General features: G+C 70.5%; 18 protein-coding genes. 11 read left to right on the top strand and 7 right to left on the bottom strand.

Going from position 1 to position 22,991, the window contains the following annotated elements:
* The first annotated feature begins 307 nt into the window (after positions 1 to 307).
* Both G6O68_RS26150 and G6O68_RS26155 read left to right on the top strand, forming a co-directional pair.
* On the top strand, positions 308 to 3,028 hold the full coding sequence (locus tag G6O68_RS26150; protein ID WP_165251705.1) for an SNF2-related protein: 2,721 nt from the start codon (positions 308 to 310) through the stop codon (positions 3,026 to 3,028).
* 113 nt (positions 3,029 to 3,141) lie between these two features.
* Positions 3,142 to 4,494 carry a Gfo/Idh/MocA family protein gene (locus G6O68_RS26155; RefSeq protein WP_165251707.1) on the top strand — a complete coding sequence of 451 codons (1,353 nt, stop codon included), beginning with the start codon at positions 3,142 to 3,144 and terminating at the stop codon, positions 4,492 to 4,494.
* Positions 4,495 to 4,558: 64 nt separating this feature from the next.
* Here the strand turns inward: G6O68_RS26155 and G6O68_RS26160 are convergent, their stop codons facing one another.
* The 3 genes from G6O68_RS26160 to G6O68_RS26170 all read right to left on the bottom strand — a co-directional run bounded on the left by G6O68_RS26160 (position 4,559) and on the right by G6O68_RS26170 (position 7,090).
* Positions 4,559 to 5,020, bottom strand: a complete 462-nt coding sequence (locus G6O68_RS26160; RefSeq protein WP_165251709.1) for a hypothetical protein — start codon at positions 5,018 to 5,020, stop codon at positions 4,559 to 4,561.
* A 585-nt stretch (positions 5,021 to 5,605) separates the two neighbouring features.
* A complete protein-coding gene (locus G6O68_RS26165) occupies positions 5,606 to 5,959 on the bottom strand; it encodes an STAS domain-containing protein (RefSeq protein WP_165251711.1) in 354 nt (117 codons plus the stop codon).
* 33 nt (positions 5,960 to 5,992) lie between these two features.
* Positions 5,993 to 7,090, bottom strand: coding sequence for an NADH:flavin oxidoreductase/NADH oxidase (locus G6O68_RS26170; protein ID WP_390625394.1), 1,098 nt, complete (start codon positions 7,088 to 7,090; stop codon positions 5,993 to 5,995).
* A gap of 181 nt (positions 7,091 to 7,271) precedes the next feature.
* Between G6O68_RS26170 and msrA the strand changes: the two genes are divergently transcribed.
* Entirely contained in the window at positions 7,272 to 7,742 is a 471-nt protein-coding gene (gene msrA / locus G6O68_RS26175) for a peptide-methionine (S)-S-oxide reductase MsrA (RefSeq protein ID WP_165251716.1), read from the top strand.
* 136 nt (positions 7,743 to 7,878) lie between these two features.
* Positions 7,879 to 11,301, top strand: a complete 3,423-nt coding sequence (locus G6O68_RS26180) for a hybrid sensor histidine kinase/response regulator (RefSeq protein ID WP_165251718.1) — start codon at positions 7,879 to 7,881, stop codon at positions 11,299 to 11,301.
* 25 nt (positions 11,302 to 11,326) lie between these two features.
* On the opposite strand, the gene G6O68_RS26185 is transcribed toward G6O68_RS26180, so the two are convergent.
* The 3 genes from G6O68_RS26185 to G6O68_RS26195 form a co-directional block, all read right to left on the bottom strand.
* Positions 11,327 to 12,889, bottom strand: a complete 1,563-nt coding sequence (locus tag G6O68_RS26185; RefSeq protein WP_165251720.1) for a B12-binding domain-containing radical SAM protein — start codon at positions 12,887 to 12,889, stop codon at positions 11,327 to 11,329.
* Positions 12,890 to 13,014: 125 nt separating this feature from the next.
* Positions 13,015 to 14,079 (bottom strand): glycosyltransferase family 2 protein, encoded by a 1,065-nt coding sequence (locus tag G6O68_RS26190; protein WP_165251722.1) that lies wholly within the window; start codon positions 14,077 to 14,079, stop codon positions 13,015 to 13,017.
* The gene (locus tag G6O68_RS26195) at positions 14,076 to 15,020 is read right to left on the bottom strand and encodes a sugar phosphate isomerase/epimerase family protein (protein ID WP_165251724.1); all 945 of its coding nucleotides are present in this window, start codon (positions 15,018 to 15,020) and stop codon (positions 14,076 to 14,078) included. The genes G6O68_RS26190 and G6O68_RS26195 overlap by 4 nt, the downstream gene beginning before the upstream one ends.
* A 274-nt stretch (positions 15,021 to 15,294) precedes the next feature.
* On the opposite strand from G6O68_RS26195, the gene G6O68_RS26200 reads away from it, so the two are divergent.
* Together G6O68_RS26200 and G6O68_RS26205 are read left to right on the top strand one after the other, a co-directional pair.
* Positions 15,295 to 15,870: a hypothetical protein gene (locus tag G6O68_RS26200; protein ID WP_165251726.1), complete on the top strand. Its 576-nt coding sequence runs from the start codon at positions 15,295 to 15,297 to the stop codon at positions 15,868 to 15,870.
* 128 nt (positions 15,871 to 15,998) lie between these two features.
* Entirely contained in the window at positions 15,999 to 17,405 is a 1,407-nt protein-coding gene (locus G6O68_RS26205) for a DUF1501 domain-containing protein (RefSeq protein ID WP_165251729.1), read from the top strand.
* A gap of 31 nt (positions 17,406 to 17,436) precedes the next feature.
* Here G6O68_RS26205 and G6O68_RS26210 read toward each other — a convergent pair whose 3' ends face one another.
* Positions 17,437 to 18,312: a rhomboid family intramembrane serine protease gene (locus G6O68_RS26210; protein WP_165251731.1), complete on the bottom strand. Its 876-nt coding sequence runs from the start codon at positions 18,310 to 18,312 to the stop codon at positions 17,437 to 17,439.
* 182 nt (positions 18,313 to 18,494) lie between these two features.
* On the opposite strand from G6O68_RS26210, the gene G6O68_RS26215 reads away from it, so the two are divergent.
* From G6O68_RS26215 to G6O68_RS26235, 5 genes are all read left to right on the top strand, one after another.
* Entirely contained in the window at positions 18,495 to 19,343 is an 849-nt protein-coding gene (locus G6O68_RS26215) for a hypothetical protein (protein WP_165251733.1), read from the top strand.
* Positions 19,344 to 19,644: 301 nt separating this feature from the next.
* On the top strand, positions 19,645 to 20,796 hold the full coding sequence (gene metK, locus G6O68_RS26220; protein WP_240911519.1) for a methionine adenosyltransferase: 1,152 nt from the start codon (positions 19,645 to 19,647) through the stop codon (positions 20,794 to 20,796).
* An 85-nt stretch (positions 20,797 to 20,881) separates the two neighbouring features.
* A complete protein-coding gene (gene galK, locus G6O68_RS26225; RefSeq protein ID WP_165251737.1) occupies positions 20,882 to 22,108 on the top strand; it encodes a galactokinase in 1,227 nt (408 codons plus the stop codon).
* Between the two features lie 45 nt (positions 22,109 to 22,153).
* The gene (locus tag G6O68_RS26230) at positions 22,154 to 22,555 is read left to right on the top strand and encodes a DUF2784 domain-containing protein (RefSeq protein ID WP_165251739.1); all 402 of its coding nucleotides are present in this window, start codon (positions 22,154 to 22,156) and stop codon (positions 22,553 to 22,555) included.
* Positions 22,545 to 22,967 carry a hypothetical protein gene (locus G6O68_RS26235; RefSeq protein WP_165251741.1) on the top strand — a complete coding sequence of 141 codons (423 nt, stop codon included), beginning with the start codon at positions 22,545 to 22,547 and terminating at the stop codon, positions 22,965 to 22,967. The genes G6O68_RS26230 and G6O68_RS26235 overlap by 11 nt, the downstream gene beginning before the upstream one ends.
* The last annotated feature ends 24 nt before the right edge of the window (positions 22,968 to 22,991 follow it).

Below are 22,991 nucleotides of genomic sequence, written 5' to 3' on the forward strand. Positions count from 1 at the left end.
CCCCGACGTGGGAGGACCTGATGGAGGCCGCCGTCGCCGCCATGGACGTCGCCCTGGCCGACCCCGAGCTGATCAAGTCGGTCTGCGCCGCCCCGTATCTGACGCGCGAGCGGCGTCGAAACTAAATAGAGGCCGTATTACCCATGTCCCCGGTCTATACAATGGCGAATGAGGGGGGGTGCCTCGATGAGCCTTCGCTTTCTTGATACATCCGCCTTGATGATCCCCCTCATCCGGCCCTTCGGGCCACCTTCCCCCACCAGGGGGGAAGGGGAAACATGTCGATCCTTGCCAGCGCGAGTCATGCATGAGTTCCATCGTCGAGTTGCTGGAGAAGGCCCGACAGGTCCTGGAGGCCCGGGACGTCGTCGAGATCGACCGCGAGTTGGAGGCGCTGGAGGGGCTGCGGACGCAGCTCGGCCGCAAGGGGGGCTCGATCCCGGCCGACCTGCTCGTCGGCCACGTCATGAAGATCGTGCCGGGCGACGAGCCGATGATCCGCGTCGACGCGGTCGACGCCCTGGCGCGACGGCTCGACTCGGCGCGCAAGGAGGAGCTGAAGGTCGAGTCCCGCCCCGCCGACGGCCGCGCCCTGGGCCTCTACGGCACCAAGCGAAAGGGCTCGTCGGCGCGACCCTATCGCACCTTGATCCGGGGCGTCGACCCGATCGACGGCCGTTGCGACTGCCCCGACTACCTCAAGAACGCGCTCGGCGTCTGCAAACACGTCCTGGCCGTGCTGGAGCACATCCACGCCAGGCCCCGGCTGCTCGCGAAGGCGGCCCGGGAACAGACCGAGTCCGCGCCGTCCGAGGGCCTCGCCTGGGACCCGATCCGCCCGCTCGTCGGCCGGGGCGACTCGCTCGACCGGGTGATCTACGAGAACGCGGCGAAGCTTCCGCGCGACTCCCAGGGGAAGGGCGACGTCCGCTACCTGTTCCGGGAAGAGTCCCCCGGCCGGGCCGTGCTCCGCAACGCCTACCCGGAGGCCCCCGAGAAGCGGCTGAATCTGGTGGAGTCGCTGCTGAAGGCCGTTCCCGCCGGCCCCGAGGCCCCGCGGTTCGACCCGGCCTTGCTCGCCGTCCTCACCCGCGAGAAGGCCCGGCTGGACCGCGTCGTCGGCGCCGCGGTCTGGCCGTCGGAGCTGAAATCCGCCTTCCGGACCCTGTCCCGTCCACTCTATCCGTACCAGAAGGAGGGCGTGGAGCGGTTCCTGCGAACCACCCGGATGCTCCTGGCCGACGACATGGGCCTTGGCAAGACGGCGCAGGCGATCGCGTGCTGCACGATCCTGAAGCGGCTGGGCCGGGTGCGGCGCGGGCTCATCATCACCCCCGCGAGCCTCAAGCCCCAGTGGGCCCGCGAATGGGCGCAGTTCACCGACCTGCCGATCCGGGTCGTCGAGGGCTCGGCCGCCGAGCGCCAGGCGCTCTACGCGCCACGGGCCGACGGCTTCCTCATCATCAACTATGAACAACTGCTGCGCGACCTGGACCTGGCGAAGGGCTGGGCCCCGGAGCTGGTGGTGCTCGACGAGGCGCAGCGGATCAAGAACTGGCAGACGAAGACGGCGCTCTCGGTGAAGGGGCTCGACCCGAAGTACCGCCTGGTGCTCACCGGCACGCCGATGGAGAACCGGGTGGAGGAGCTGGCGTCGGTCGTCGAGTGGGTCGACGACGACGCCCTGGAGCCGAAGTGGCGGCTCCCCTCCGTCCACGCGATCCGGGCCGAGGGCCGCAAGGAGACGACCGGCGTCCGCAACCTGGAGACGCTCCGCGAGCGCCTCGCCCCGTGCATGCTCCGCCGGATCCGCAAGGAGGTGCTCGGCCAGCTGCCGCCGAGGACCGACGTCCGGGTGCCGATCGAGATGACCGAGGCCCAGCGTCAGGAGCACGACGCGCTCAACCCGCCGATCGCGCAGCTCCTCGCCCGCGCCGCCAGGCGGCCGCTCCGGCAGCCCGAGTTCCTGCGGCTGATGAGCCTGATGACGGCCCAGCGGGTCGTCTCGAACGGCCTGGCGCAGCTCCGTTTCGACGACGTCTGGCCGTCGATCCGCCGCCGCAAGGCGGACGAGGCGACGCTCCAGAGCCTGGCCTCGCCCAAGCTCGTCGAGCTTCGCCAACTCGTCCGTCAGCTCGTGGTCGACCAGGGGCGGAAGATCGTGGTGTTCAGCCAGTGGCGGCGGATGCTCCACCTGGCGCACTGGGCCGTGGGGGACCTGCTGGCCGAGGCCGGCGCCCGCGCCGGCTTCTTCACCGGGGCCGAGGACTCGCGCAAGCGGACGCGGAACGTCGAGGAGTTCCACGACGACCCCGCCTTCCGCATCCTCTTCGCCACCGACGCCGGCGGCGTCGGCCTGAACCTCCAGCGCGCGGCCAACGGCGTCGTCAACCTGGAACTCCCCTGGAACCCCGCCGTGCTGGAGCAGCGAATCGGCCGGATCCACCGGATGGGCCAGGAATCCCCCATCGACGTCTACAACCTCGTCTCGGAGCAGGGGATCGAATCCCGCATCGCCGACCTCGTGGGCTCCAAGCAGGCGCTCTTCAAGGGGCTGTTCGACGGCGAGAGCGACGTGATCCACTTCGATCAGGCCGGCTCGTTCCTGAGCCGCGCCCAGAAGCTCTACGAGGCCGAGGCGGCCGACGCCGGACGCATCGACGGCGGCGGCGATGGGGAGATCGAGGCGTTCGACCCGTCCGACCTGGAGATCGCCGACGACGCGCCCGACCCCTTCGACGAGCTGGCCCGCGCGGCCGAGGACGTCGAGGGGCCCCCCGAGCCGGCCGACGCAACCGCGCCCTCGCCCGCGCCCGAATCGGAGCCGGCCGGGCCCGTCGCCTCGGAGCGCTGCGCCGCGACGCCGATGGCGGACGACGAGGTCCGCCGCCTCTTCTCGCAACTCCGGGTCAGTCGGAACGACGGCGGCGGGATCGTCATCGAGGCCCCCGCCGAGGCGGCGGAGACCCTTGGGGCCCTGTTCGAGGGCATGGCCGCGATGCTCCGGGCCTCGGCCCCGCCGAAGTGACGACGGAGCGGCGGCCGCTTGCGGCGGGATGGCGCGCGCGGCATCCTGATACCCAAGAACATCCGGCCTCGGCCGAGGCCGACCTCCCTCGCCTTACCAGGAGTCGTGCGCCGATGAAGCGACGTGATTTTCTGAGCCGGTCGGCCCTCGTGGGGGTTTCCGGGAAGTTCCTGAGCGGCGGCGCCCCGGCGATCGCCAGGGCCTCCGAGGAGTCGCCGAACTCCAAGGTCCGCTTCGCGTGCATCGGCGTCGGCGGCAAGGGGACCAGCGACACCGACGACGCCGGCAAGTACGGCGAGATCGCCGCCCTCTGCGACATCGACGAGAAGACCCTGGAGCGGATGGGGGCGAAGTACCCCAACGCCAAGCGGTACATCGACTACCGCACGATGCTGGAGGAGATGGGCGACAAGATCGACGCCGTCACCGTCAGCACCCCGGACCACTCGCACGCCCCGGCCGCCGTCATGGCCATGCGGATGGGCAAGCACGCCTTCGTCCAGAAGCCGCTCACCTGGTCCATCGAGGAGGCCCGGCTGCTCCGCAACCTGGCCGCCGAGAAGAAGCTCTGCACCCAGATGGGCAACCAGGGGACCGCCGAGAGCGGCCTCCGCGAAGGGGCCGAGCTGCTCCGCCACGGCGCCATCGGTCGCATCAAGGAGATCCACGTCTGGACCAACCGGCCGGTCTGGCCGCAGGGCATCGCCGGCTTCAAGGACTATCCCGGCATCCCCAACCACGTCCACTGGTATGAGTTCCTCGGCCCCGCCCACGACCGCGCCTATCACGCCGGATACCACCCGTTCAACTGGCGCGGCTGGCTCGACTTCGGCACCGGCGCCCTGGGCGACATGGCCTGCCACACCATCAACGTCGCCGCCAAGGGCCTCGACCTGTTCGACCCGATCGGGGCCGAAGTCGTCGACACCTCCGGCATCGTCGACAACCAGACCTACCCGACCTGGTCCATCATCAAGACCCACTTCGGCGAGCGCGAAGGCCGCGCGCCGCTGAGCCTCACCTGGTACGACGGCGGCAACAACCTGCCGAAGGAGAAGCGCGCCTACCGCGAGCTGCTCCACGGCGAGGACCCCAGCGGCAGCGGCCTCCTGATCGTCGGCGACAAGGGCTCGTTCTTCTCCAAGAACGACTACGGCGCGGAGTACACGCTCCTGCCCAAGGACAAGTTCGGCCCGGACTACAAGAAGCCCGAGGTCCAGTTCGAGAAGTCCCCCGGCCACTTCAAGGAGTTCGTCGAGGCCATCCAGGCCGGCGACCCGAAAAAGGCCCACTCCAACTTCGACTACGCCGGCCGGCTCACCGAGACCGTCCTGCTGGGCGTCGTGGCCCTCAAGGTCGGCTCCCGCATCGAGTGGGACGCCGAGGCCATGAAGGTCAAGGGAAACGCCGACGCCGACCAGTACATCCGCCGCGACTACCGCAAGGGCTTCTCGATCCACGCCTGAGCCGTCAGTTCGGATCGACCGAGGACCAAACCAGGGCCGCCGACGCCACCCGCGTCGGCGGCCCTCATCCTTTGCGATACTCCAGCCCGGGCTGATCCGCCCCGTCGCCGAGCCAGATCCACCAGAACCACCGGCTCACGACGAGGCGGCAGTCCGTCTGGTTGATCCCGGTCCGCCTCCCGGTCGAGGCGTCGCGGACGGGCATCCCCAGGCCGTGCAGGACGAGCCCCTCGCCCTCGAAACTCCAGCGGCTCCTCAGCTTGGTGGCCGCGGCCTCCCCCTCCCACGTCACCTCGCGCGTGTACGTCCCACCGGGATGGAGCGTGAGCCTGTCCGGCTCGGCCGACCTCCAGGCGATGTATGTCCCGGGCAACTCCGCCTCTTCCACTAACGCGAAGGCCGATGTCAGCAAGCCCAGCCCCGCGAAATACGCCAGGGGCGCCGACGCGACCAGCACGGCGAGCCGGTACAACCCTCGCCTCGACCTCGACCCCTCGGGCCGAGCCTCCCCTTCGCCATCGTTCATGACGCCCCCCTCGCCGTCGACGCATCCGACCCTGCCGACGACCCACGACCGGCCGAGGATCGAGGATCGATCCGTCCAGGTCTGATCCGAGGGCGGCGTCGGAACCAGCGGGGACCGGGCCGCCGGGTCGAATCGACCGAACGGTCGTCTGCGATCGGCGATCGCAGCCCATACTTCTGATAAGGGATGCTCCGCGCGGAGCCGAGCGGCCGGTGGATGGGACAACCTCGCGACTAGCCACGACCGCCAGCGAAAGCGCGCCGAACGAACCCAATCCGCGGGCCGAAATTCAGAACTCAAACCATTAACTTAATCAACCTTATGTCGAATGGCTTCGTTTTCGGGCCCCGCGAACGAAGCCAATCTCGGCCCCCTAGCGACGGCGGTCCGGGTGGACGCGCGAGCCTCGCCCCGGTTCGACGGGCGATGGCTCCTCATGACGAGCGGGCCATGGACCAAAGATGGCGAAAGCGCGCCGAATGAAGCCAATCCCGGAGGCCTGCAATCGACGCCAAGATATTCCTTAATAACGACTTAGGCCGATTGGCTTCGTTTCCGGCCCGGCGCGAACGAACCCGATCCGCTTCACTCGGGGTCGTGGCGACGATAGAAGGCGATCGCCTCCTGGACGGTGTCGAAGACGTCCCAGAAGTCGTCCATCCGCATCTCGTCGACGAGGCGGCGGATGGCGGGGCTGGGGTGGGCGAGGACGACGTCCCCCCGGCTCTTGCGGATCAGCCGGGTGAGGGTCACCAGCAGGCCGAGCAGCCCGGCACCGGTCTCGTGGACGTTGCTCATCTCCATCACGAAGTTCCGCTCGCCGAGGTCGAGCCGGTCCTCGACGTCGCGCGCGGCGTCGACGTGCCTGGGGTCGTTCATGAGCCGGGCGAAGTTGCTCAGGATGGTGACGTCGCCGTCGAGCCGGATGTTGATCGCCATGACGGGGGCCTCCGCGGTCGCCGGGTCGATCGATCAGCGCCGCTGCTTGAAGACGTAGCCGTAGGGGACCGGCCAGGCGACCTCGCGGCCGGCCTCCTGCATCGCCTTCAACGCCCAGTATGGCTCGCGGAGCAGCTCGCGGCCAAGCAGGACGAGGTCGGCGTCCCCCTCGGCGACGATCCGCTCGGCCTGCTCGCGCTCGGCGATCAGGCCCACGGCCCCGGTCGCGATCCCCGCCTCGCGGCGGATCTGCCGGGCGAACGGCACCTGATAGCCCGGGCCGATCGGGATCTTGACGTGGGGCACGAGCGCGCCCGACGAGCAGTCGATCAGGTCCACGCCCAGCGCCTTCAGCCCCTTCGCCAGCTCGACCGACTGGTCGACGTCCCAGCCCCCCTCGGCCCAGTCGGTCGCGGAGATCCGGACGAACAGCGGCATGGAGTCGGGGATGATCCCGCGGATCCGCTCGGCCACCCGGCGGACCAGCCGCGTGCGGTTCTCCAGCGACCCGCCGTACCGGTCGGTCCGCTTGTTGCTGAGCGGGGAGAGGAACTCGTGGAGCAGGTAGCCGTGGGCCGAATGGATCTCGATGAGCTGGAAGCCGGCGTCCAGGGAGCGGCGGGCGGCGACCTCGAAGGCGTGGACCACGCCGTCGATCTCGGCCTCGGTCAGCTCATGGGGGACGGGGCTCTGGTCGTCGAAGGGGATCGGGCTGGGGCCGACGACCGGCCAGCCCCCCCGGGCCGGGTCGTGGATCGCCTTGCCGCCGCGCCAGGGGACGTCGCAGCTGGCCTTGCGGCCGGCGTGGGCGAGCTGGATGCCGGCCGCGGCCCCCTGCGAGGTCACGAACCGGACGATCCGGGCGAGGGGCTCGACGTGGCGGTCGTCCCAGATCCCCATGTCGCCGGGGCTGATGCGGCCGTCGGGCGTCACGGCGGTCGCCTCGACGATCACCAGGCCCACGCCCCCCGACGCGCGGGTGCCCAGGTGGGTGAGATGCCAGTCGTTCGCCAGGCCGTCCTCGGACGAGTACTGGCACATGGGCGACATCACGATCCGGTTGCGGAGCGTGAGGCCCCGGATCGGGTGGGGGTCGTAGAGCGAGGCGGGGGGTGTGGTCACGTTCGGTATTCCTCGGGGAGTCTGCGGTTTCGGTCCGACGGGCGGCCGTGGCCCCGGACTCATTCTAGGCGGGCGAGCAACAGACCAGCCCGGGAACCTTGCCCGAAGGCCCCAGGACCCCTACAAATGCTTCAGGGGGTTCGCGGCGCGGGCCCGAGATGATCCAGGTACGGCGGAAGGAGCGGTCGAGATGGCGACGGCCACGTTCGGGGCGGGATGTTTCTGGGGCGTCGAGGAAGCCTTCCGGCGCCTCCCCGGGGTCCTCGAAGCGACCTCGGGCTACATGGGGGGCGACGTCGAGAAGCCCACCTACCAGCAGGTCTGCACCGGCCGGACCAACCACGCGGAGGTCGTCCAGGTGGAGTACGACCCTGCCCAGATCCCCTACGCCCGGCTCCTGGAGGCGTTCTGGAAGATCCACGACCCGACGACCCTCAACCGGCAGGGGCCGGACCGCGGCACCCAGTACCGCTCGGCCGTCTTCACCCACGACGACGAGCAGGCCCGCGAGGCGTCCGAGATGAAGCGCAAGCTCGACGAATCCGGCGGTTTCGGCCGGCCGATCGTGACCGAGATCACCCCGGCCGGGACGTTCTGGCGCGCCGAGGAATACCATCAGCGTTACGTCCAGAAGAACGGCGGGGCGGGCTGCCACATCTGAACCCGGCACCCCGCCCGTCGGGGAGATCGGACTCGACCCGCCCGACCCGCCGTTTCGCCCCAACCCGTCTAGGCCGACCCCCGCCGATCCGAGTAGGATGGCGGGGCCTGACACGGGAGGGAGCGACGTGGGACCCATGAGTTCGACCGGACGGATGGTCAGCCGCTACCTGATCGCGTTCCCGACCGTCGCCGCGGCGGTCGGCGTGACGTACGCGACGTGGCCGCTCTGCCAGCTGTCCCCCTGGGCCTTCTTCTTCGGGGCCGTGATGGCGACCGGCTGGTTCGGCGGCTTCGGGCCGTGCGCGCTGGCGACGGCGCTCTCGGCGGTCGCGGGGACCTATTTCTTCCTCCCGCCGTTTAACTCGTTCGAGGTCGGGCCGTCCGAGATGGGGTCGATCCTGGTCTTCGCGACGGTCTCGGCCCTGATCGGCCTCTGCGCGGCGGCCCGGTTCGCCTTCGAAGAGCGGGAGCGTGCGCTCCGCCAGCGCTTCGAGTGGATGGCGGAAAGCCTGGCCGACGCGATCCTCACGGTCGACGTCGAGGGCCGGGCGGCGTTCCTCAACCCGGCCGCCGAGAGGCTCACCGGATGGTCCCGGGGGGAGGCCCGGGGGATGCCGCTCCGCGAGGTCTTCGACCCGCGGCCCGGCCCGGAAGGCGGGGCCGACTTCGCCCCGCCGCGCGGCGAGGAGGCCGGCCCGCGTGACTTCCAAGGAATCCTGACCGCCCGCGACGGCGAGGCCCGCCCCGTGGAAGGGAGCGTCGCGCCGATCCGCGACGGCTCGCGGCGGGTCGGCGCGGTGCTCAGCTTCCGGGACGTCGCCGCCCGGCTCCAGGCCGAGGCCGCCCTGCACGAGTCCGAGGAGCTGAATCGGAAGCTCATCGACGGCAGCGTGGACCTGCTGGAGATGCTCGACCTGCAAGGCCGCCTGCTCTCGATGAACGACCACGGCCGCCGGCTGATGGAGGTGGACGATTTCGGGCCGCTCCGGGGCCGGGACTGGGCCTCGACCTGGCCCGAGGCCGTGAGGGCGACGGCCCAGGAGGCCGTCCGCAAGGCCGCGAAGGGCGAGCGCGCGCGGTTCGAGGGCCCGTGCCCCACGCTCCGGGGCGAGCCCAAGGATTGGGAGGTCGACCTCGCCCCGATCCTCGCGGCCGACGGCGCCCCCGAGCGGATCTACGTCATCCGCCGCGACGTGACGGAGCGGAGGCGCGCCCAGCAAGAGCTGCTGGCCGGCGAGGCCCGCTATCGGACGCTCTTCGAGTCGATCGACGAGGGCTTCTGCGTCATCGAGATGGTCTACGACGAGGCCGGAGAGCCGGTCGACTACGTCTTCCTGGAGACGAACCCCGCGTTCGAGACCCACACCGGGCTGGTCGGCGCCCGGGGCCGCCGGATGCGCGAGATGGTCCCCGGCCACGACGACCACTGGTTCCAGACCTACCACCGGGTGACGGCCGAGCGACGGCCGATCCGGTTCGTCGCCACGGCCGAGCAGATGGGCGGGAGCTGGTTCGACCTGTACGCCCTGCCGCTCGAGGGCCGCAAGGTCGCGGTGCTCTTCAAGAACATCACGGACAAGGTCCGGGCCGAGCAGGAGCGCGAGCGGCTGCTCCTCGACCTGAAGACCGAGAAGGGCCGGCTGGCCTCGGTGATCGAGAACGCCCCGGCGTTCATCTGCTCCCTCCGGGGGCCGGACCACGTCTTCGAGCTGGCCAACCGCCTCTATCAGGAGATGACGGGGGGGCGCGAACTGGTCGGCCGGTCGGTGCGCGAGGCGTTCCCGGACCTGGAAGGCCAGGGCTTCTTCGAGCTGCTGGATCAGGTGTACCGCACCGGCGAGCCGTTCCTCGGCAAGGAGATGCCCATCCGGTTCGGCCGCGACGGATCGGCCGGGGCGGAGACCCGGATCCTCAACTTCGTGTACCAGGCGGTCCACGACCCGGAGGGCGAGGTCTCGGGCATCTTCGTCCACGGCGTGGACGTGACCGAGACGGTGTCCGCCCGCGAGGCCGTGCGCGACAGCGAGGCCCGCTTCCGCCAGCTCGCCGACGCCATGCCCCAGGCGGTCTGGTCCGCCAAGGCCGACGGCACGATCGACTACTTCAACCGCAAGTGGCGCGAGTACGGCAGCTACCCCGAGGGCGTCCTGGGCGACGCCCGATGGGCTCGGCTGATCCACCCCGACGACCGCGAGCGGGCGCACGCCGCCTGGCTGGAATCCCTGCGCACGGGCCGTCCGTTCGAGATCGAGTACCGACTCCTGCGGGCGTCCGACGGCGCCTACCGCTGGCACCTGGGCCGCGCCCTGCCGGTGGAGGACTCGCGGGCCCGGATCGTCCGCTGGTTCGGGACCAACACCGACGTGGACGACGTGAAGCGGCTCTCCGAGGCGCTCAAGCAGGCCGACCGCCGCAAGGACGAGTTCCTGGCGACGCTCGCCCACGAGCTGCGCGGCCCGCTTGCCCCGCTCCGCAACGGCCTGCAGATCCTCCGCCTGAGCCAGGCCGAGGCGGCGGGCGCGGCGGGGACCCTCGACATGATGTCGCGGCAAGTCGGCCACATGGTCCACCTGATCGACGACCTGATGGACGTGGCCCGCGTGGGGAGCGGCAAGATCAGCCTCCGCAAGCAACCGGTGACGCTCCAGGGGATCGCCGCCGCGGCCGTGGAGTCCGTGCGTCAGGCGGCGGAGGCCGCCGGCCACACGCTGACGGTCGCGCTGCCGGACGAGCCGCTCCCGCTCGACGCCGACCCGACGCGGCTGAATCAGGTGCTGGCCAACCTGCTCAACAACGCCGTCAAGTACACGGAGCGCGGCGGCCGGATCGGCCTGGAGGCGCGCCGCGAGGGGGGGGAGGCCGTCGTGATCGTCCGCGACACCGGGGTCGGCATCGCCCCCGAGATGCTCCCGCGGATCTTCGACATGTTCACCCAGGTCGACGGCTCGCTCGACCGCTCGCAGGGGGGGCTGGGGATCGGCCTGACGATCGTCAAGAGCCTGGTCGAGCTGCACGGCGGCCGGATCGAGGCCCGCAGCGAGGGCGCCGGTCGCGGGAGCGAATTCGTGATCCGCCTCCCGCTCGCCGGCGGCGCCGAGGCCGAGCCCGGCGAAGAGGCCCCCGAGGACGACGACCGGTCGGCCGCCGGCGCGATCCGCGTCCTCGTGGTGGACGACAACCGCGACTCGGCGAACTCGCTCTCCCGGCTGCTCGCCCTCGACGGCCACGACGTCCACACGGCCTACGAGGGCGTCCAGGCGCTCGCCGAGGCCGCCGCGTTCCCGCCCGACGTCATCCTGCTCGACCTCGGCCTCCCCGACCGCAACGGCTTCGAGGTCGCCGCCGAACTCCGCGCCGCGCCGGACTTCCGCGACACCATGATCGTCGCCCTCACCGGCTGGGGACAGCCCGAGGACCGCCGTCGCTCCCGCGAGGCCGGCTTCGACCACCACCTGGTCAAGCCCGTCGAGATCGAAGCCCTGCGCTCCATCCTCGCCGCCGTCGCCGAGGCCGACCGTCGCGGCCGCGGCGACGCCGTCGCCGCCCGCGAGGGCTGAGACGGCCCCGCCCGGGGGCGCCGGGTCAGGTGTTGACCAGCCGCGACTCGCCCCGCACCATCTGGCCCGTCATGGTCGCGAAGTGCAGGTGCACGGCGCACTTCATGGCGAACTGGAACAGGTAGCGCGGCGGCCTGCGCGCGGCGATCAGCCTGCGGAGCGACCTCGCGTAGGCCTTGCGGAACGGCCGGGTCCGGGGGTCGAGCCAGACCCGGGCGAGCAGCCAGACGCCGGCGAGGGTCGTCAGCGTCTGGACCTTGAGGTACGACAGCGGCCGGTTCCGGCGCAGCCAGTTCATGCGGGCGCTGCCGAGTTGCAGGCGGCCCTCGATGAACAGGGACTCGAACCGCTCGAAGTAGTTCTCGGCGTCGTACAGCCGGTCCATCAGGTCGAGCCAGCCGTCCCGCATCGTCTCGACCGACATGAGCAGGGGGACGACGTTGGTGGCGACGTTCGGGTCGTCGGCCGCCGCGTTGTTGAGCCGGCCCTCGGCCTCCAGGCGGTCGTACAGCGGCGTCTTGGGGATCGCCGAGAGCATCCCCGCCATCGCGAACAGGATCCGATTCTCCTGGAGGAACCGGAACTGGCGGTCGAAGATCGTCGCGTCGTCGTTGTCGAACCCGACGATCATCCCGGCGTAGACCTCCAGCCCCGCGTCCTGGACCTTCTTCACCCGCGCCGCCATCCCGCCCCGGACGTTCTGGAACTTCTTGGTCTCGCGGAGGGCCTCCTCGTCGGGGCTCTCGATGCCGATGAACACGGCGATCAGGCCGGCCTCGGTCATCAGCCGCATCAGCTCCTCGTCCTCGGCCAGGTCGAGCGACGCCTCGGTGTACAGGGCGATCGGGTAGCCGTTGGCCTGCTGCCACGCGATGATGGCGCGGAGGATCGTCTTGGCCGCCTTCTTGTTGCCGATGAAGTTGTCGTCCACCAGGAAGATCAGCCGGACGCCCAGGCGGTACTGGGCGTCGATTTCGGCCACGACCATCTCCGGCGTCTTGATCCGGGGCCGGCGTCCGAAGATGACGATGATGTCGCAGAACTCGCACTGGAACGGGCACCCGCGCGAGGTCTGGACGCAGCCGGTGGCGTACTCGCGGAACTTCACGAGGTCGTACCGCGGCATCGGGACGCGGGCCATGTCCGTCTTGTCCGCCTGCTCGTAGCGGGACTTGTGCTCGCCGGCGGCCCACTCTTCGAGGAAGCGGGGCCAGGTCTCCTCCGCCTCGCCGACGAAGACGACGTCGACCAGCCCGTCGAAGGCGTCCTCCACCACGCTGACCCAGGGCCCGCCGACGACCGTGAAGATCCCCCGGGCCTGCAGCTCCTCCAGGATCTCGCGCATCCGCTCGCGCTGGACGGTCATCCCGGTCAGGCCGACGATGTCGAACGTGGCCAGGGCGTCGAAGTCGATTTCCTCGATGTTCTCATCGACCAGCACCACCTCGTGCTCGGGGGGGGTCAGCCCGGCGAGCACCGGCAGGGCCAGGACCGGCATGTTGGACTTCCGCCCCACCAGGGACATCGCGTGGTTCAGCCCCCAGAACGAGGTCTCGAACCGGGGGTTGAGCAGGCAGATCCGTGCCATGGAGGTCTCCGATCGGGGGTGGGGCGGGGGGGGCCACGGGACGAAACCCGGAGGAGAAGCGGAGTATGACAAATCCCGCCGTCTCGGGAATGCCGATCCGGACGCCTTCCCCGTGGGCCCCCTCCTCAGCCCGCCTCGCCCGACGCCGGCCCCCGAGGCCCCTGGCGGACCTCGCGCAGCAGGTACGTCGTCTTGTCCTGCGACTCGTAGTACGTCCGCATGATCAGCTCGGACTGGATGCCCAGCAGGATGCTCAGGCAGCCGGCGAGGAACAGCATGACGGCCAGCGAGGGGAGGGGGGTCTCCACGAACGTCTTGGGCGGCAGGTCGGCCGCCCAGAACAGGGCCGGCCAGGGGAACACATATTTGAAGTAGAGCATGGCCGCGACGCAGAAGAAACCCCCGGCGAACGACCAGAGCCCGAATCGGCCGTAGAAGTGGATCGGCCGCTGGGCGTACTTCTGGAGGAACCGGATGAGGATCAGGTCGAGCACGACGTTGAACGTCCGGCCCAGGCCGTACTTGGTCTTCCCCGCGGTCCGGGCGCGGTGGTTGACCACCTGCTCCGTGACCTTCGCCCCCTGCCACGCGGCGAAGATCGGGATGAACCGGTGCATCTCGCCGTAGAGCCGGACCCCGGCCAGCACGCGGCGGCGGTACGCCTTCAGCGTGCAGCCGTAATCGTGCAGCGGGATGCCCGACAGCCGGGCGACCAGCCGGTTGGCGATCTTCGAGGGGATCTTGCGGCTCAGGAGCGCGTCCTGCCGGTCCTTCCGCCAGCCCGAGACCACGTCGTAGCCCTTCTCGAGGGTCTCCAGCAGCTTGGGGATGTCGGCCGGGTCGTTCTGGCGGTCGCCGTCCATGGGGACGAGCACCTCGCCGCGCGCCAGGTCCAGGGCCGCCGAGAGCGCCGCGGTCTGGCCGCAGTTCCGCCAGAGGAACGCCGCGCGGACGTGTTCGGGGTCGCGCGCGTGGATGGCTTCGAGCTTCGCCGCGGTGCCGTCGGTCGAGCCGTCGTCGACGAAGATCAGCTCATACCGCCAGGGGGAGAGCCGGAGCACGGCGTCCAGTTCCTCGTACAGCGGGCCGACGTTGTCGACCTCGTTGTAGACGGGGATCAGGACCGAGAGGTCGACCGCCGCGCCGGGCTCGGCCGGTCCGGGCTTGGGGGGTTGTCGGAGGGTCGTCATGAGCGGACTTCGACGCCCCCGCGCTTGCCGATGATGAACTGCTCCAGGAACCGCCGGCTGATCACCAGCGAGTCCTGTCGGGCTTCCAGCGAGCCCTCGAAAGCCCGGTCCTCGACCTCGATGGCGACGTGGCCGTCGTACCCCGTATCCGCCAACGCGGCGAAGAACGCGCCCCAGCGGACGTCGCCCTGGCCGGGGAGCTTGGGGGAGTGCCAGGTCTTGGGGTGCGCGAAGACCCCCACGTCGTCCAGCCGGGCCTTGTCGATGCGGACGTCCTTGGCGTGGACGTGGAAGATCCGGTCCTTGAACTCGGCCAGCGGGGCGAGGTAGTCCATGTGCTGGAGGATGAAGTGCGAGGGGTCGAAGTTGAGCCCGAAGTTGGGGCTGGGGATGTCGGCGAACATCCGCCGCCAGACCGCCGGCGAGACCGCCAGGTTCTTGCCGCCGGGCCACTCGTCGGCCCCGAACGACATCGGGCAGTTCTCGATCCCGACCTTCACCCCCTTCGCGTCGGCGTGGTCGAGGATCGGCCGCCAGACCTCCAGGAATCGCGGCCAGTTGTCGTCGATCGACTTGGTCCAGTCCCGGCCGACGAACGTGTTCGCCCGGCCGACCCCGAGCGCCGCGGCCAGGTCGATGACCTTCCGGATGTGCGCCTGGGCGGTCTCGGCCTCCTCGGCGACGGGCGAGAGCGGGTTCGGATAGTAGCCGACGCCGGAGATGGCGACGCCGTACTTCTCCAGCAGGTCGTGCACCGACTTGATCGCGCCGGCCGAGAGGTCGGTGGCGTCCAGGTGAGTGACGCCCGCGTACCGCCGCTCCGCCTTCCCCGGCGGCCAGCACATCAGCTCCACGCTGGCGAACCCCGCCTTCGCGGCGAAGGCCAGCACCTGCTCCAGCGAGTACTCCGGCAGGATGGCCGACACGAATCCCAGTTGCATGATCGGACGCCTCGACAGGACCGACGTTCCCACGGTTTCGACCGTCCCAGCCTACCGCGCGGGGGGCGGCGAATCACCAGGGGCCGATGGAAGCCGGGCCGCGATTCGCCCGACGTGGCGAGGCGTTCTCGGATCAAAGGCCCTCCCTCGCCGCCGAATCCATTCATGATCGATCGATGGTATTGACATTCCGAAAGAGCCATTTAAATCGCGACGGGCGTCTGCCATGATCCTGGGACTCCGTCCACGACAACCACTCGCAGGAGCCCGCCGCATGCCGCGTCCGCTCGCAGTCCTCGTCGCCCTGGGAATCTCCGCCTTCGCCCCGGCGGCACACGCCGGGTTCCTCGGAGCCCAGATGACCGTCACCTATGAATACCCGGACCTGGGGACGTTCTACAGCGAAGCCTCGTTCGCGCCGAGCACGTTCACGGTGACGGACGGCCCCGGGTTCGAGACGGTCGGCACGGTGGAAGGCGCCACGACCCTTCCCGTCCAGTTCACGGACTCGACCCTCACGATCACGCTGAACACGAGGCTCACCGATCCCACCTGGCTCGTCGCGGCCTTCAACGGCGTCGTCTTCAGCAGTTCGGCCCCGCTGGGCGTCGTCGGCGCAACGGTCGAAGCCTCGACGACGCTCGCGGGCTTCGACGACTCGCGCGTGTCCTTCACGGCCGCCGACATCCGGATCGACTGGAACGGCCTGACCTATCAGGACGGCGATCAGGTGATGATCCGCTTCGCCTTCGCCCCCGCCGTGCCCGAGCCGGCCGGCGTCTGCTCGCTGGCCCTGGGCTGTATCGGCGGCCTCGCCGCGGCCCGATTCCGCCGCCGTCGCGCCGCCTGAGGTCCGCGAGGGCCAGCCGGTGGCGTCGGGCCGAGGCATCGGCTCTAATCACGAAGGGCGACGACTCACGGGATCGCCGGCGACCTCTCCGCCGACGGCCGTGTCGGTCGTGAAAGCGAGGACTCGCCATGCTGGACCTCTTCGACCGGGACGCTCGCAGCAATCGCCGATCGTTCCTCCGCATCGGCGGGGCGGCCGCGATCGGGGCGGGGGGGGTGAGCCTGTCGGACCTGGCCTCGCTTCGGGCCAGGGCCGAGACGATCCCGGGGGTGCTGACGGGGAAGTCGGTCATCTTCCTCTTCCTGCACGGCGGGCCCAGCCAGTTCGAGACCTTCGACCCGAAGATGGGGATGCCGTCGGGAATCCGCAGCGCCACCGGGGAGTTGCCCACGACCATCCCGGGGGTGACGTTCGGACAGTCGTTCCCCGGCCTGGCCGCGCGGGCCGATCGCCTGAACATCGTCCGCTCCTACGTCCCGGGCGACGCCAACCACGACCTCAAGCCGCTGGTGGGCCGCGACAGCTTCGGGTCGAACCTCGGCTCGGTCTACTCGCGGGTCGCCGGGGCCAACGACCCGGCCACCGGGATGCCGACGAACGTCGTCCTCTTCCCCCGCGCCGTGGACGACTCGACGCGGCCGGTCACCACGAGCTTCGGCCGGTTCAACGCCACCGGCCCGCTCTCCGCGGCCCACGCCCCGTTCGACCCCAGCCAGGGGGGCGACTCCGCCGGCTCGATGAGCCTGGCGTTCCCGCGCGAGCGGCTCGACGACCGCCGGGCGCTGCTCGCGTCGCTCGACGGGCTCGCGCGTCGGCTCGACCGCGACCGGGCGCTCGCGGGTGTCGATGGGATGTGGGACCAGGCCTGCCGCCTGCTCTCCGGCGGGCTGGCCGAGGCGTTCGACCTCGGTCGCGAGGACCCCCGGACCGTGGCCCGATACGACACCGCGCCGCTGGTCCGGCCCGACGCCATCGACAAGAAGTGGAAGAACCACAAGAACTACGCCGACAACGCCAAGTCGCTCGGCAAGCTCCTGCTGCTGGCCCGCCGCCTCTGCGAGCGCGGCTGCGGGTTCGTCACGGTGACGACCAACTTTGTGTGGGACATGCACGCCGACGAGAACAACGCCACGATGGAGGAGGGGATGCGCTACATGGGCCCCCCGCTGGACCACGCGCTCTCGGCGTTCCTCGACGACCTCCACGCCCGGGGCCTGGACGAGAAGATCCTGCTCGTCGCCTGCGGCGAGATGGGTCGCTCGCCCCGGATCAACGGCCAGGGGGGCCGCGACCACTGGGGGAACCTCGGCCCCTTGCTGCTCGCCGGCGGCGGCCTGCCCACCGGCCAGGTCATCGGCCTCTCCAACCGCGACGGCTCCGCCCCGCAGTCCCAGGCCGTGACCTCCCGCCACCTGATCGCCACGATCATGCACACGCTCTTCGACGTCGGCCAGCTCCGGCTCGTCCCCAGCCTGCCCCGCGAATTCTCCGAGACGATGATCGGCTGGGAGCCGATCCCGGGCCTGACCTCGTGAGGTGAGCCGCGGGGGTCGTCCTCGATCCGGCTCAGAACTTCAGCATCCCCAGCACCATGCCCACGCCCAGACCGGAGAGGTGGGCCATGTTGGCGACGGGGCCGAGCGCGCCGGTCATGCAGAAAACCAGCCAGCCGAGGAGGATCAGCGTGTTGGTGGGGTCCATGCGAAGCCCCTCCTCGGGGTGGTTCTCGCCCATCATCCAGACGTAGCCGAAGAGGGCGTAGTTGACCCCGGAGAGGCCGCCGAACACGACGTTCATCGCCCCGTCGGGGTCGCCGCGGAGGTGCTCCAGGTAGAAATACTCCGCGAAGTTGGAGAGGATCGCCGAGCCGACGACCATCGCCAGGAACTTGCCCGAGCCCCGGCGCACCTCGATCGGCGTCCCGAGCAGCAGCATCATCCAGCAGTTGAAGGCGACGTGCAGCAGGCCGAAGTGGAGGAAGATCGGCGTGATCAGCCGCCAGACCTGGCCGGCGAGGATCGGCGCGTCGAGGAACGCCAGGTAAGCCTCGGTCCGGTTCTGGGTGAGCGAGTTCTGGAGCAGGAACACGACGACCGCGATCGCGACGAGGACAGCCGTGACCGGGCGGCGGCGGAAGGTGGGGGCGGTCCACAACTCGCCGGCGTCGCGGTCGTTCTTGCGGAACTCGCGGTCGAGCTTCGCCTGCCGCTTGCGGGCCTCGCGGGCCGCCTGCGCGTTGGCCCGGAACTTCGGGTCGCCCGGCGCCGCGAGGTAGCCCGCCAGCTCCTCGCGGCATCGGGGGACGTGGTCCTCGTCGATGATCCAGACGGCCCAGCCGCCGTCGGGACGCCGATCGAACCGGGACTTCACGCCGAGGCCCAGCAGGTGGTCCTCCAGCACGGCGGGGTCGAGGTCCTTGGGCAGTTCGCCGATCTGGCGCAAGGCAGCGTCCTTCCGTCGTCGAGCGTTCGGTGAGGGCCGAGAGGGGGCCCATTATCGCACGCCCGCCGGCGTCGTCCCACCCCGTTCCGCGCTACTCGCGGCGGCGTTGGCGGGCGACCGCGGGCGCGTTACGATCGAGGGAACGCCCCCAGGCAGCCCGTCGTCGCGGAGATCCACCGGCCATGCCCAACACGCCGTCGTCGTACCGACTGGTGATCTTCGACGCGATCGACGACCCCAGGGAGCTGCGCGAGCTGATCTGCAAGACCACCGGCGCGCACCCGACCGACGCCGTCCAGTGGCTGGCGAAGACGCCCGGCACCTGGCCCTGGCCGCTCGACGAGCCGACGGCCAAGGCGCTCCTGGACGGCCTCTACGAGTTCGGCGTGGCGGCCGAGGCCCGGCGGGTCGACCAGTTCCCCGACCTCGGCCCCCCCCGGACCATCCATCGCGCCGCCTGCCTGGAAGAGGGGCTCCGGATCGAGGGCCTCCGCGGCGAGCCGACCCACTGGGTCCCCTGGGACCGGATCGAGCTGATCTGCGCCGGGAGGATCGGCGGCGAGGAGCCCGGGGGCTCGCCCCAGCCGAAATGGCCCTCGGCCGTGGTCTCGGGGGTGCGGGCGCTGGCCCTGCGCAAGCCCCGGCCGCTGAACCTCCGCACCGCGAAGACGCCCCGCGAGCCGGTCTCCGAGGTCCTGGTGGTGCGCCGCGACCCCCGGGTCACCTTCCGGTTCGTCGAGAACGAGATGAACTACGCCTACCTGGACGACCGCCTCCGGGGATCCGCCGCCGAGAACTTCCCGATCTTCCTGGCCGACCTCTGCGGCAAGGCGGCCTCCGCCTATCAGAGCGACTCCACGCGGTCGCTGCGGGAGGCCCGCGACCCCGGCGAGCACGACTTCCCCAGCTCGCAGGCGCTCCTGGAGCACGCGACCTTGCAGCTGCTGTGGAGCTGGTATCGCCGCGACCGTCAGGCCTGGCGGGAGCAGGCGTTGGGGGGCGAGGCGGAAGCCGACGAGGAGTCGCCCTGAGGGGCCGAAAGTCGGGGTTGCGCCCGTCCTTCCCAAAATTCGGGCTTACTGCTAGACTTGGTCCTCAGCCATGGCTATCGGCTCGCGCGTCTGAGTCCCGCCGGGGCCCGCCCCGCCGCCCGCCGCGAGGTGGGCCGGCTCGACCGGTTCGGGAGGCGTTCGCGACGGATTCCAACAGGTCCTGCAACCGGGGCGCCGCCGACTTCGAGCCGGCCGGGCGCGCGTCCGAGGCCGCATCGCGAGGAGACGATCGATCGTGTCACAGAAAGACCGCTACCTGTTCACCAGCGAATCCGTGTCGATGGGCCATCCCGACAAGATGGCCGACCAGATCTCCGACGGGATCCTGGACGCCATCCTGGAGCAGGACCCCCACGCCCGGGTCGCCTGCGAGTCGCTCCTGACGACCGGCCTGGTGGTCCTGGCGGGCGAGATCACCACCAAGGCGATGGTCGACTACCCGACGATCGTCCGCCAGGTCGTCCGCGACATCGGCTACACCTCCAGCGAGCAGGGCTTCGACGGCACCACCTGCGCCGTCATGGTGGCCCTGGGCAAGCAGTCGCCCGACATCGCCATGGGCGTGAACGAGGACGCCGAGAAGGGCAAGGACGTCGGCGCCGGCGACCAGGGGATGATGTTCGGCTTCGCCTGCAACGAGACGCCGGAGCTGATGCCCCTGCCGATCGCCCTGGCGCACCGGATCATCAACAAGATCACCGAGGTCCGCCAGAACGGCACGATCCCCTGGCTCCGCCCCGACGCCAAGAGCCAGGTCTCGGTCGAGTACGACGGGTTCAAGCCGATCCGGGTCGACACCGTGGTCGTCTCCACCCAGCACGACCCGGGCGTGACCCACGACGAGATCTGCAAGCTGGTCCAGGCCGAGGTCATCGACCCGTGCATCCCGACCGAGCTGATCTCGGGCAAGATCACCTACCACATCAACCCGACCGGCAACTTCGTGATCGGCGGCCCGCACGGCGACTCGGGCGTGACCGGGCGGAAGATCATCGTCGACACCTACGGCGGCATGGGCCGCCACGGCGGCGGCGCCTTCAGCGGCAAGGATCCCACAAAGGTCGACCGCTCGGCCGCCTACATGGCCCGCTACGTGGCCAAGAACATCGTCGCCGCCGGCCTGGCCGAGCGTTGCGAGATCCAGCTCGCCTACGCCATCGGCGTCTCCGAGCCGGTCAGCGTCCACGTCGACACCTTCGGCACCGGCACGATCGCCGACTCGCAGATCGCCGACCTGGTCCGCAAGACCTTCCCGCTGACCCCGGCGGGCATCATCAAGCACCTCGACCTGAAGCGGCCGATCTACCGGAAGACCGCCAGCGGCGGCCACTTCGGCCGGACCGAGGCCGACTTCACCTGGGAGAAGACCGACAAGGCCGACGCGCTCCGCAAGGCCGCCGAGGCTCTCGCGCCCGTCGCCGCCGGCGTCTGAGCCGGGTCGACCCCACGACGCCGATCGGGGGCCGCCCGCCGCGGCCCCCGATCGCCGCCCCAGAAGCACGCCAGGACCTCTCACGATGACCCCCCTCGAACTGGAAGCCGCCGCCGCGCGGGCCTTCGCGGCCGAGTACGGCGAGCCCGCCGAGGTCGCCGCCCGCGCCCCCGGCCGCGTCGAGCTGCTGGGCAACCACACCGACTACAACGGCGGCCTCGTCCTGGCCGCCGCCGTCGACCGCTACACGGCCGTCGTCGGCCGCGCCCGCCCCGGGCGCGAGGGCCGCGTCTACGCCGCCAACTTCGAAGGCTCCGCCCGCTTCCCCCTGGCCGACATCACCCGGGGCGCCGTCGGCACCTGGCCCAACTACGTCAAGGGCGTGGCCTGGGCCATGCAAGAGGCGCTCGGGGCCGAGCTGACCCAGGGCTTCGAGATCGCCGTGGCCGGCGAGGTCCCCCTGGGCGCGGGCCTCTCCTCGTCCGCCAGCCTCCAGGCCTCGGTCGCCTTCTTCCTGCTCCAGGCCGGCGTGGCCCCCGGCAAGACGATCGACGAGTACGTCGGCGAGCACTCCGACGCCGCCCGCATGGACCTCGCCATGGTCCTCCGGCGCTCCGAGAACGCGTTCGTCGGCGTCTCCTCGGGCCTGCTGGACCAGTTCTCCAGCCTCTTCGGCCGCGAGGACCACGCCCTGTTCCTGGACTGCCAGTCGCTCGAATTCGCCCGCGTCCCCCTGGGCTCGCCCGGCCCGGCGATCGTCGTCTGCGACTCCAAGACCTCGCGCCGCCTGGCCGACGGCATGTACAACCGCCGGTTCGCCGAGTGCAACGCCGTCGTCGACCATTTCAAGGCGAAGCGGGGCGACGACGTGAAGCTCCTGCGCGACGTGTCCCTCGCCGAACTGGAAGCCGACTGGGACGCCCTCGACCCGACCTGCCGCAAGCGGGCCCGGCACGTCCTGACCGAGAACGAGCGGGTCCGTCGGGGCGTCGCCGCGCTCCGGGCCGGCGACCTCGCGGGCTTCGGCAAGCTGATCTCCGCCTCGCACGCCTCCAGCCGCGACGACTTCGAGAACAGCTCCCCGGCGCTCGACGCCCTGGTCGAGGCGGCCGAGGAATCCCCCGGGTTCCTGGGCGGCAAGCTCTCGGGTGCGGGCTGGGCCGGCTGCACGGTGAACCTGGTCGAGGCCGACAAGGCCGACGCCTTCGCCGAGGCCGTCCGCCGCGGCTACTTCGAGCGCCAGAACCTGGAGCCGGAGGTCCACGTCTGCCGCGCCGCCGAAGGGGCGTCGAGCCGGCCGCTCGAAGCCTGAACGATCGACCTCGGCCGGGTTCACTCGACGGACACGGAGGCTCGCATGAACCCGGCGCTGCTCGCGAACCTGATCGCCCTGGTCCACTTCGCCTGGGTGGCGTTCCTGGTGCTCGGCCTGCTGGCGATCCTCCTGGGGATCGCCTTCCGCTGGGGCTGGGTGCGCAACAGGTGGTTCCGGCTGATCCATCTGGGGATGATCGCGATCGTCGTCGGCGAGGCGATGGCCGGCGTGCCGTGCCCGCTGACCATCTGGGAGCACCGCCTCCGCGTCTCCGCCGGCCAGACCACGTTCGAAGGCGACTTCATCGCCTACTGGGTCCACCGCCTCATCTTCTTCGAAGCGGAACCCTGGGTCTTCACGGTCGTCTACGTCCTGTTCGGGCTCGCCGTGCTGGGCACGTGGATCGTCGCCCCGCCGCGCTGGAGGGTGCAGGATGCAGCGTAGGCTGACGCAGGTCGGCGGGTGGCTGCTCCCGTTCTTCGAGGCATCGGCCGTCGGGCTGATCGCGGGGATCGGAGACGTCAATCGGTCGTCTTCGGCACCCATCGAGGACTTCGCATTCGTCGCTTGCGTCGTCTTCCTCGGCGCACGACACGCGGGCCGGGCCTGGGTTTGCTGGGCCCCCCTCGGTGCGAGCTTCTACCTCGTCCACCTGGCGGCCATCGCCCGCGGCTATCAGCCACCCTACGTCGAACCGGACGCGATGGCGGCGCGGGCGTGCCTGACGAACTTCTTCCCGGTCACGTTCCTCCTCGTCGTGGGCGTCCTGCTGCGCGCCGGTCTGTCGGCATGTGGTTGGTTCCGCCCTCGTGACGGCTCGCTCGTCCGCGTCTTCCCTCGGACGTCCCGGGGTTGACTCGCTTACGTCGCCGGAGTCGCG

The organism is Paludisphaera soli (genome assembly GCF_011064595.1).
Taxonomy (GTDB): domain Bacteria; phylum Planctomycetota; class Planctomycetia; order Isosphaerales; family Isosphaeraceae; genus Paludisphaera; species Paludisphaera soli.

Excerpts from the sequence above, each read along its gene's own strand:
- galK (WP_165251737.1), top strand. The coding sequence starts at position 20,882 with ATGACCCCCCTCGAACTGGAAGCCGCCGCCGCGCGGGCCTTCGCGGCC.
- metK (WP_240911519.1), top strand. The coding sequence starts at position 19,645 with ATGGGCCATCCCGACAAGATGGCCGACCAGATCTCCGACGGGATCCTG.
- G6O68_RS26150 (WP_165251705.1), top strand. The coding sequence starts at position 308 with ATGAGTTCCATCGTCGAGTTGCTGGAGAAGGCCCGACAGGTCCTGGAG.
- G6O68_RS26165 (WP_165251711.1), bottom strand. The coding sequence starts at position 5,959 with ATGGCGATCAACATCCGGCTCGACGGCGACGTCACCATCCTGAGCAAC.
- G6O68_RS26180 (WP_165251718.1), top strand. The coding sequence starts at position 7,879 with ATGAGTTCGACCGGACGGATGGTCAGCCGCTACCTGATCGCGTTCCCG.
- G6O68_RS26205 (WP_165251729.1), top strand. The coding sequence starts at position 15,999 with ATGCTGGACCTCTTCGACCGGGACGCTCGCAGCAATCGCCGATCGTTC.
- G6O68_RS26215 (WP_165251733.1), top strand. The coding sequence starts at position 18,495 with ATGCCCAACACGCCGTCGTCGTACCGACTGGTGATCTTCGACGCGATC.
- G6O68_RS26230 (WP_165251739.1), top strand. The coding sequence starts at position 22,154 with ATGAACCCGGCGCTGCTCGCGAACCTGATCGCCCTGGTCCACTTCGCC.
- G6O68_RS26200 (WP_165251726.1), top strand. The coding sequence starts at position 15,295 with ATGCCGCGTCCGCTCGCAGTCCTCGTCGCCCTGGGAATCTCCGCCTTC.
- msrA (WP_165251716.1), top strand. The coding sequence starts at position 7,272 with ATGGCGACGGCCACGTTCGGGGCGGGATGTTTCTGGGGCGTCGAGGAA.
- G6O68_RS26235 (WP_165251741.1), top strand. The coding sequence starts at position 22,545 with ATGCAGCGTAGGCTGACGCAGGTCGGCGGGTGGCTGCTCCCGTTCTTC.
- G6O68_RS26160 (WP_165251709.1), bottom strand. The coding sequence starts at position 5,020 with ATGAACGATGGCGAAGGGGAGGCTCGGCCCGAGGGGTCGAGGTCGAGG.
- G6O68_RS26155 (WP_165251707.1), top strand. The coding sequence starts at position 3,142 with ATGAAGCGACGTGATTTTCTGAGCCGGTCGGCCCTCGTGGGGGTTTCC.
- G6O68_RS26195 (WP_165251724.1), bottom strand. The coding sequence starts at position 15,020 with ATGCAACTGGGATTCGTGTCGGCCATCCTGCCGGAGTACTCGCTGGAG.
- G6O68_RS26190 (WP_165251722.1), bottom strand. The coding sequence starts at position 14,079 with ATGACGACCCTCCGACAACCCCCCAAGCCCGGACCGGCCGAGCCCGGC.
- G6O68_RS26185 (WP_165251720.1), bottom strand. The coding sequence starts at position 12,889 with ATGGCACGGATCTGCCTGCTCAACCCCCGGTTCGAGACCTCGTTCTGG.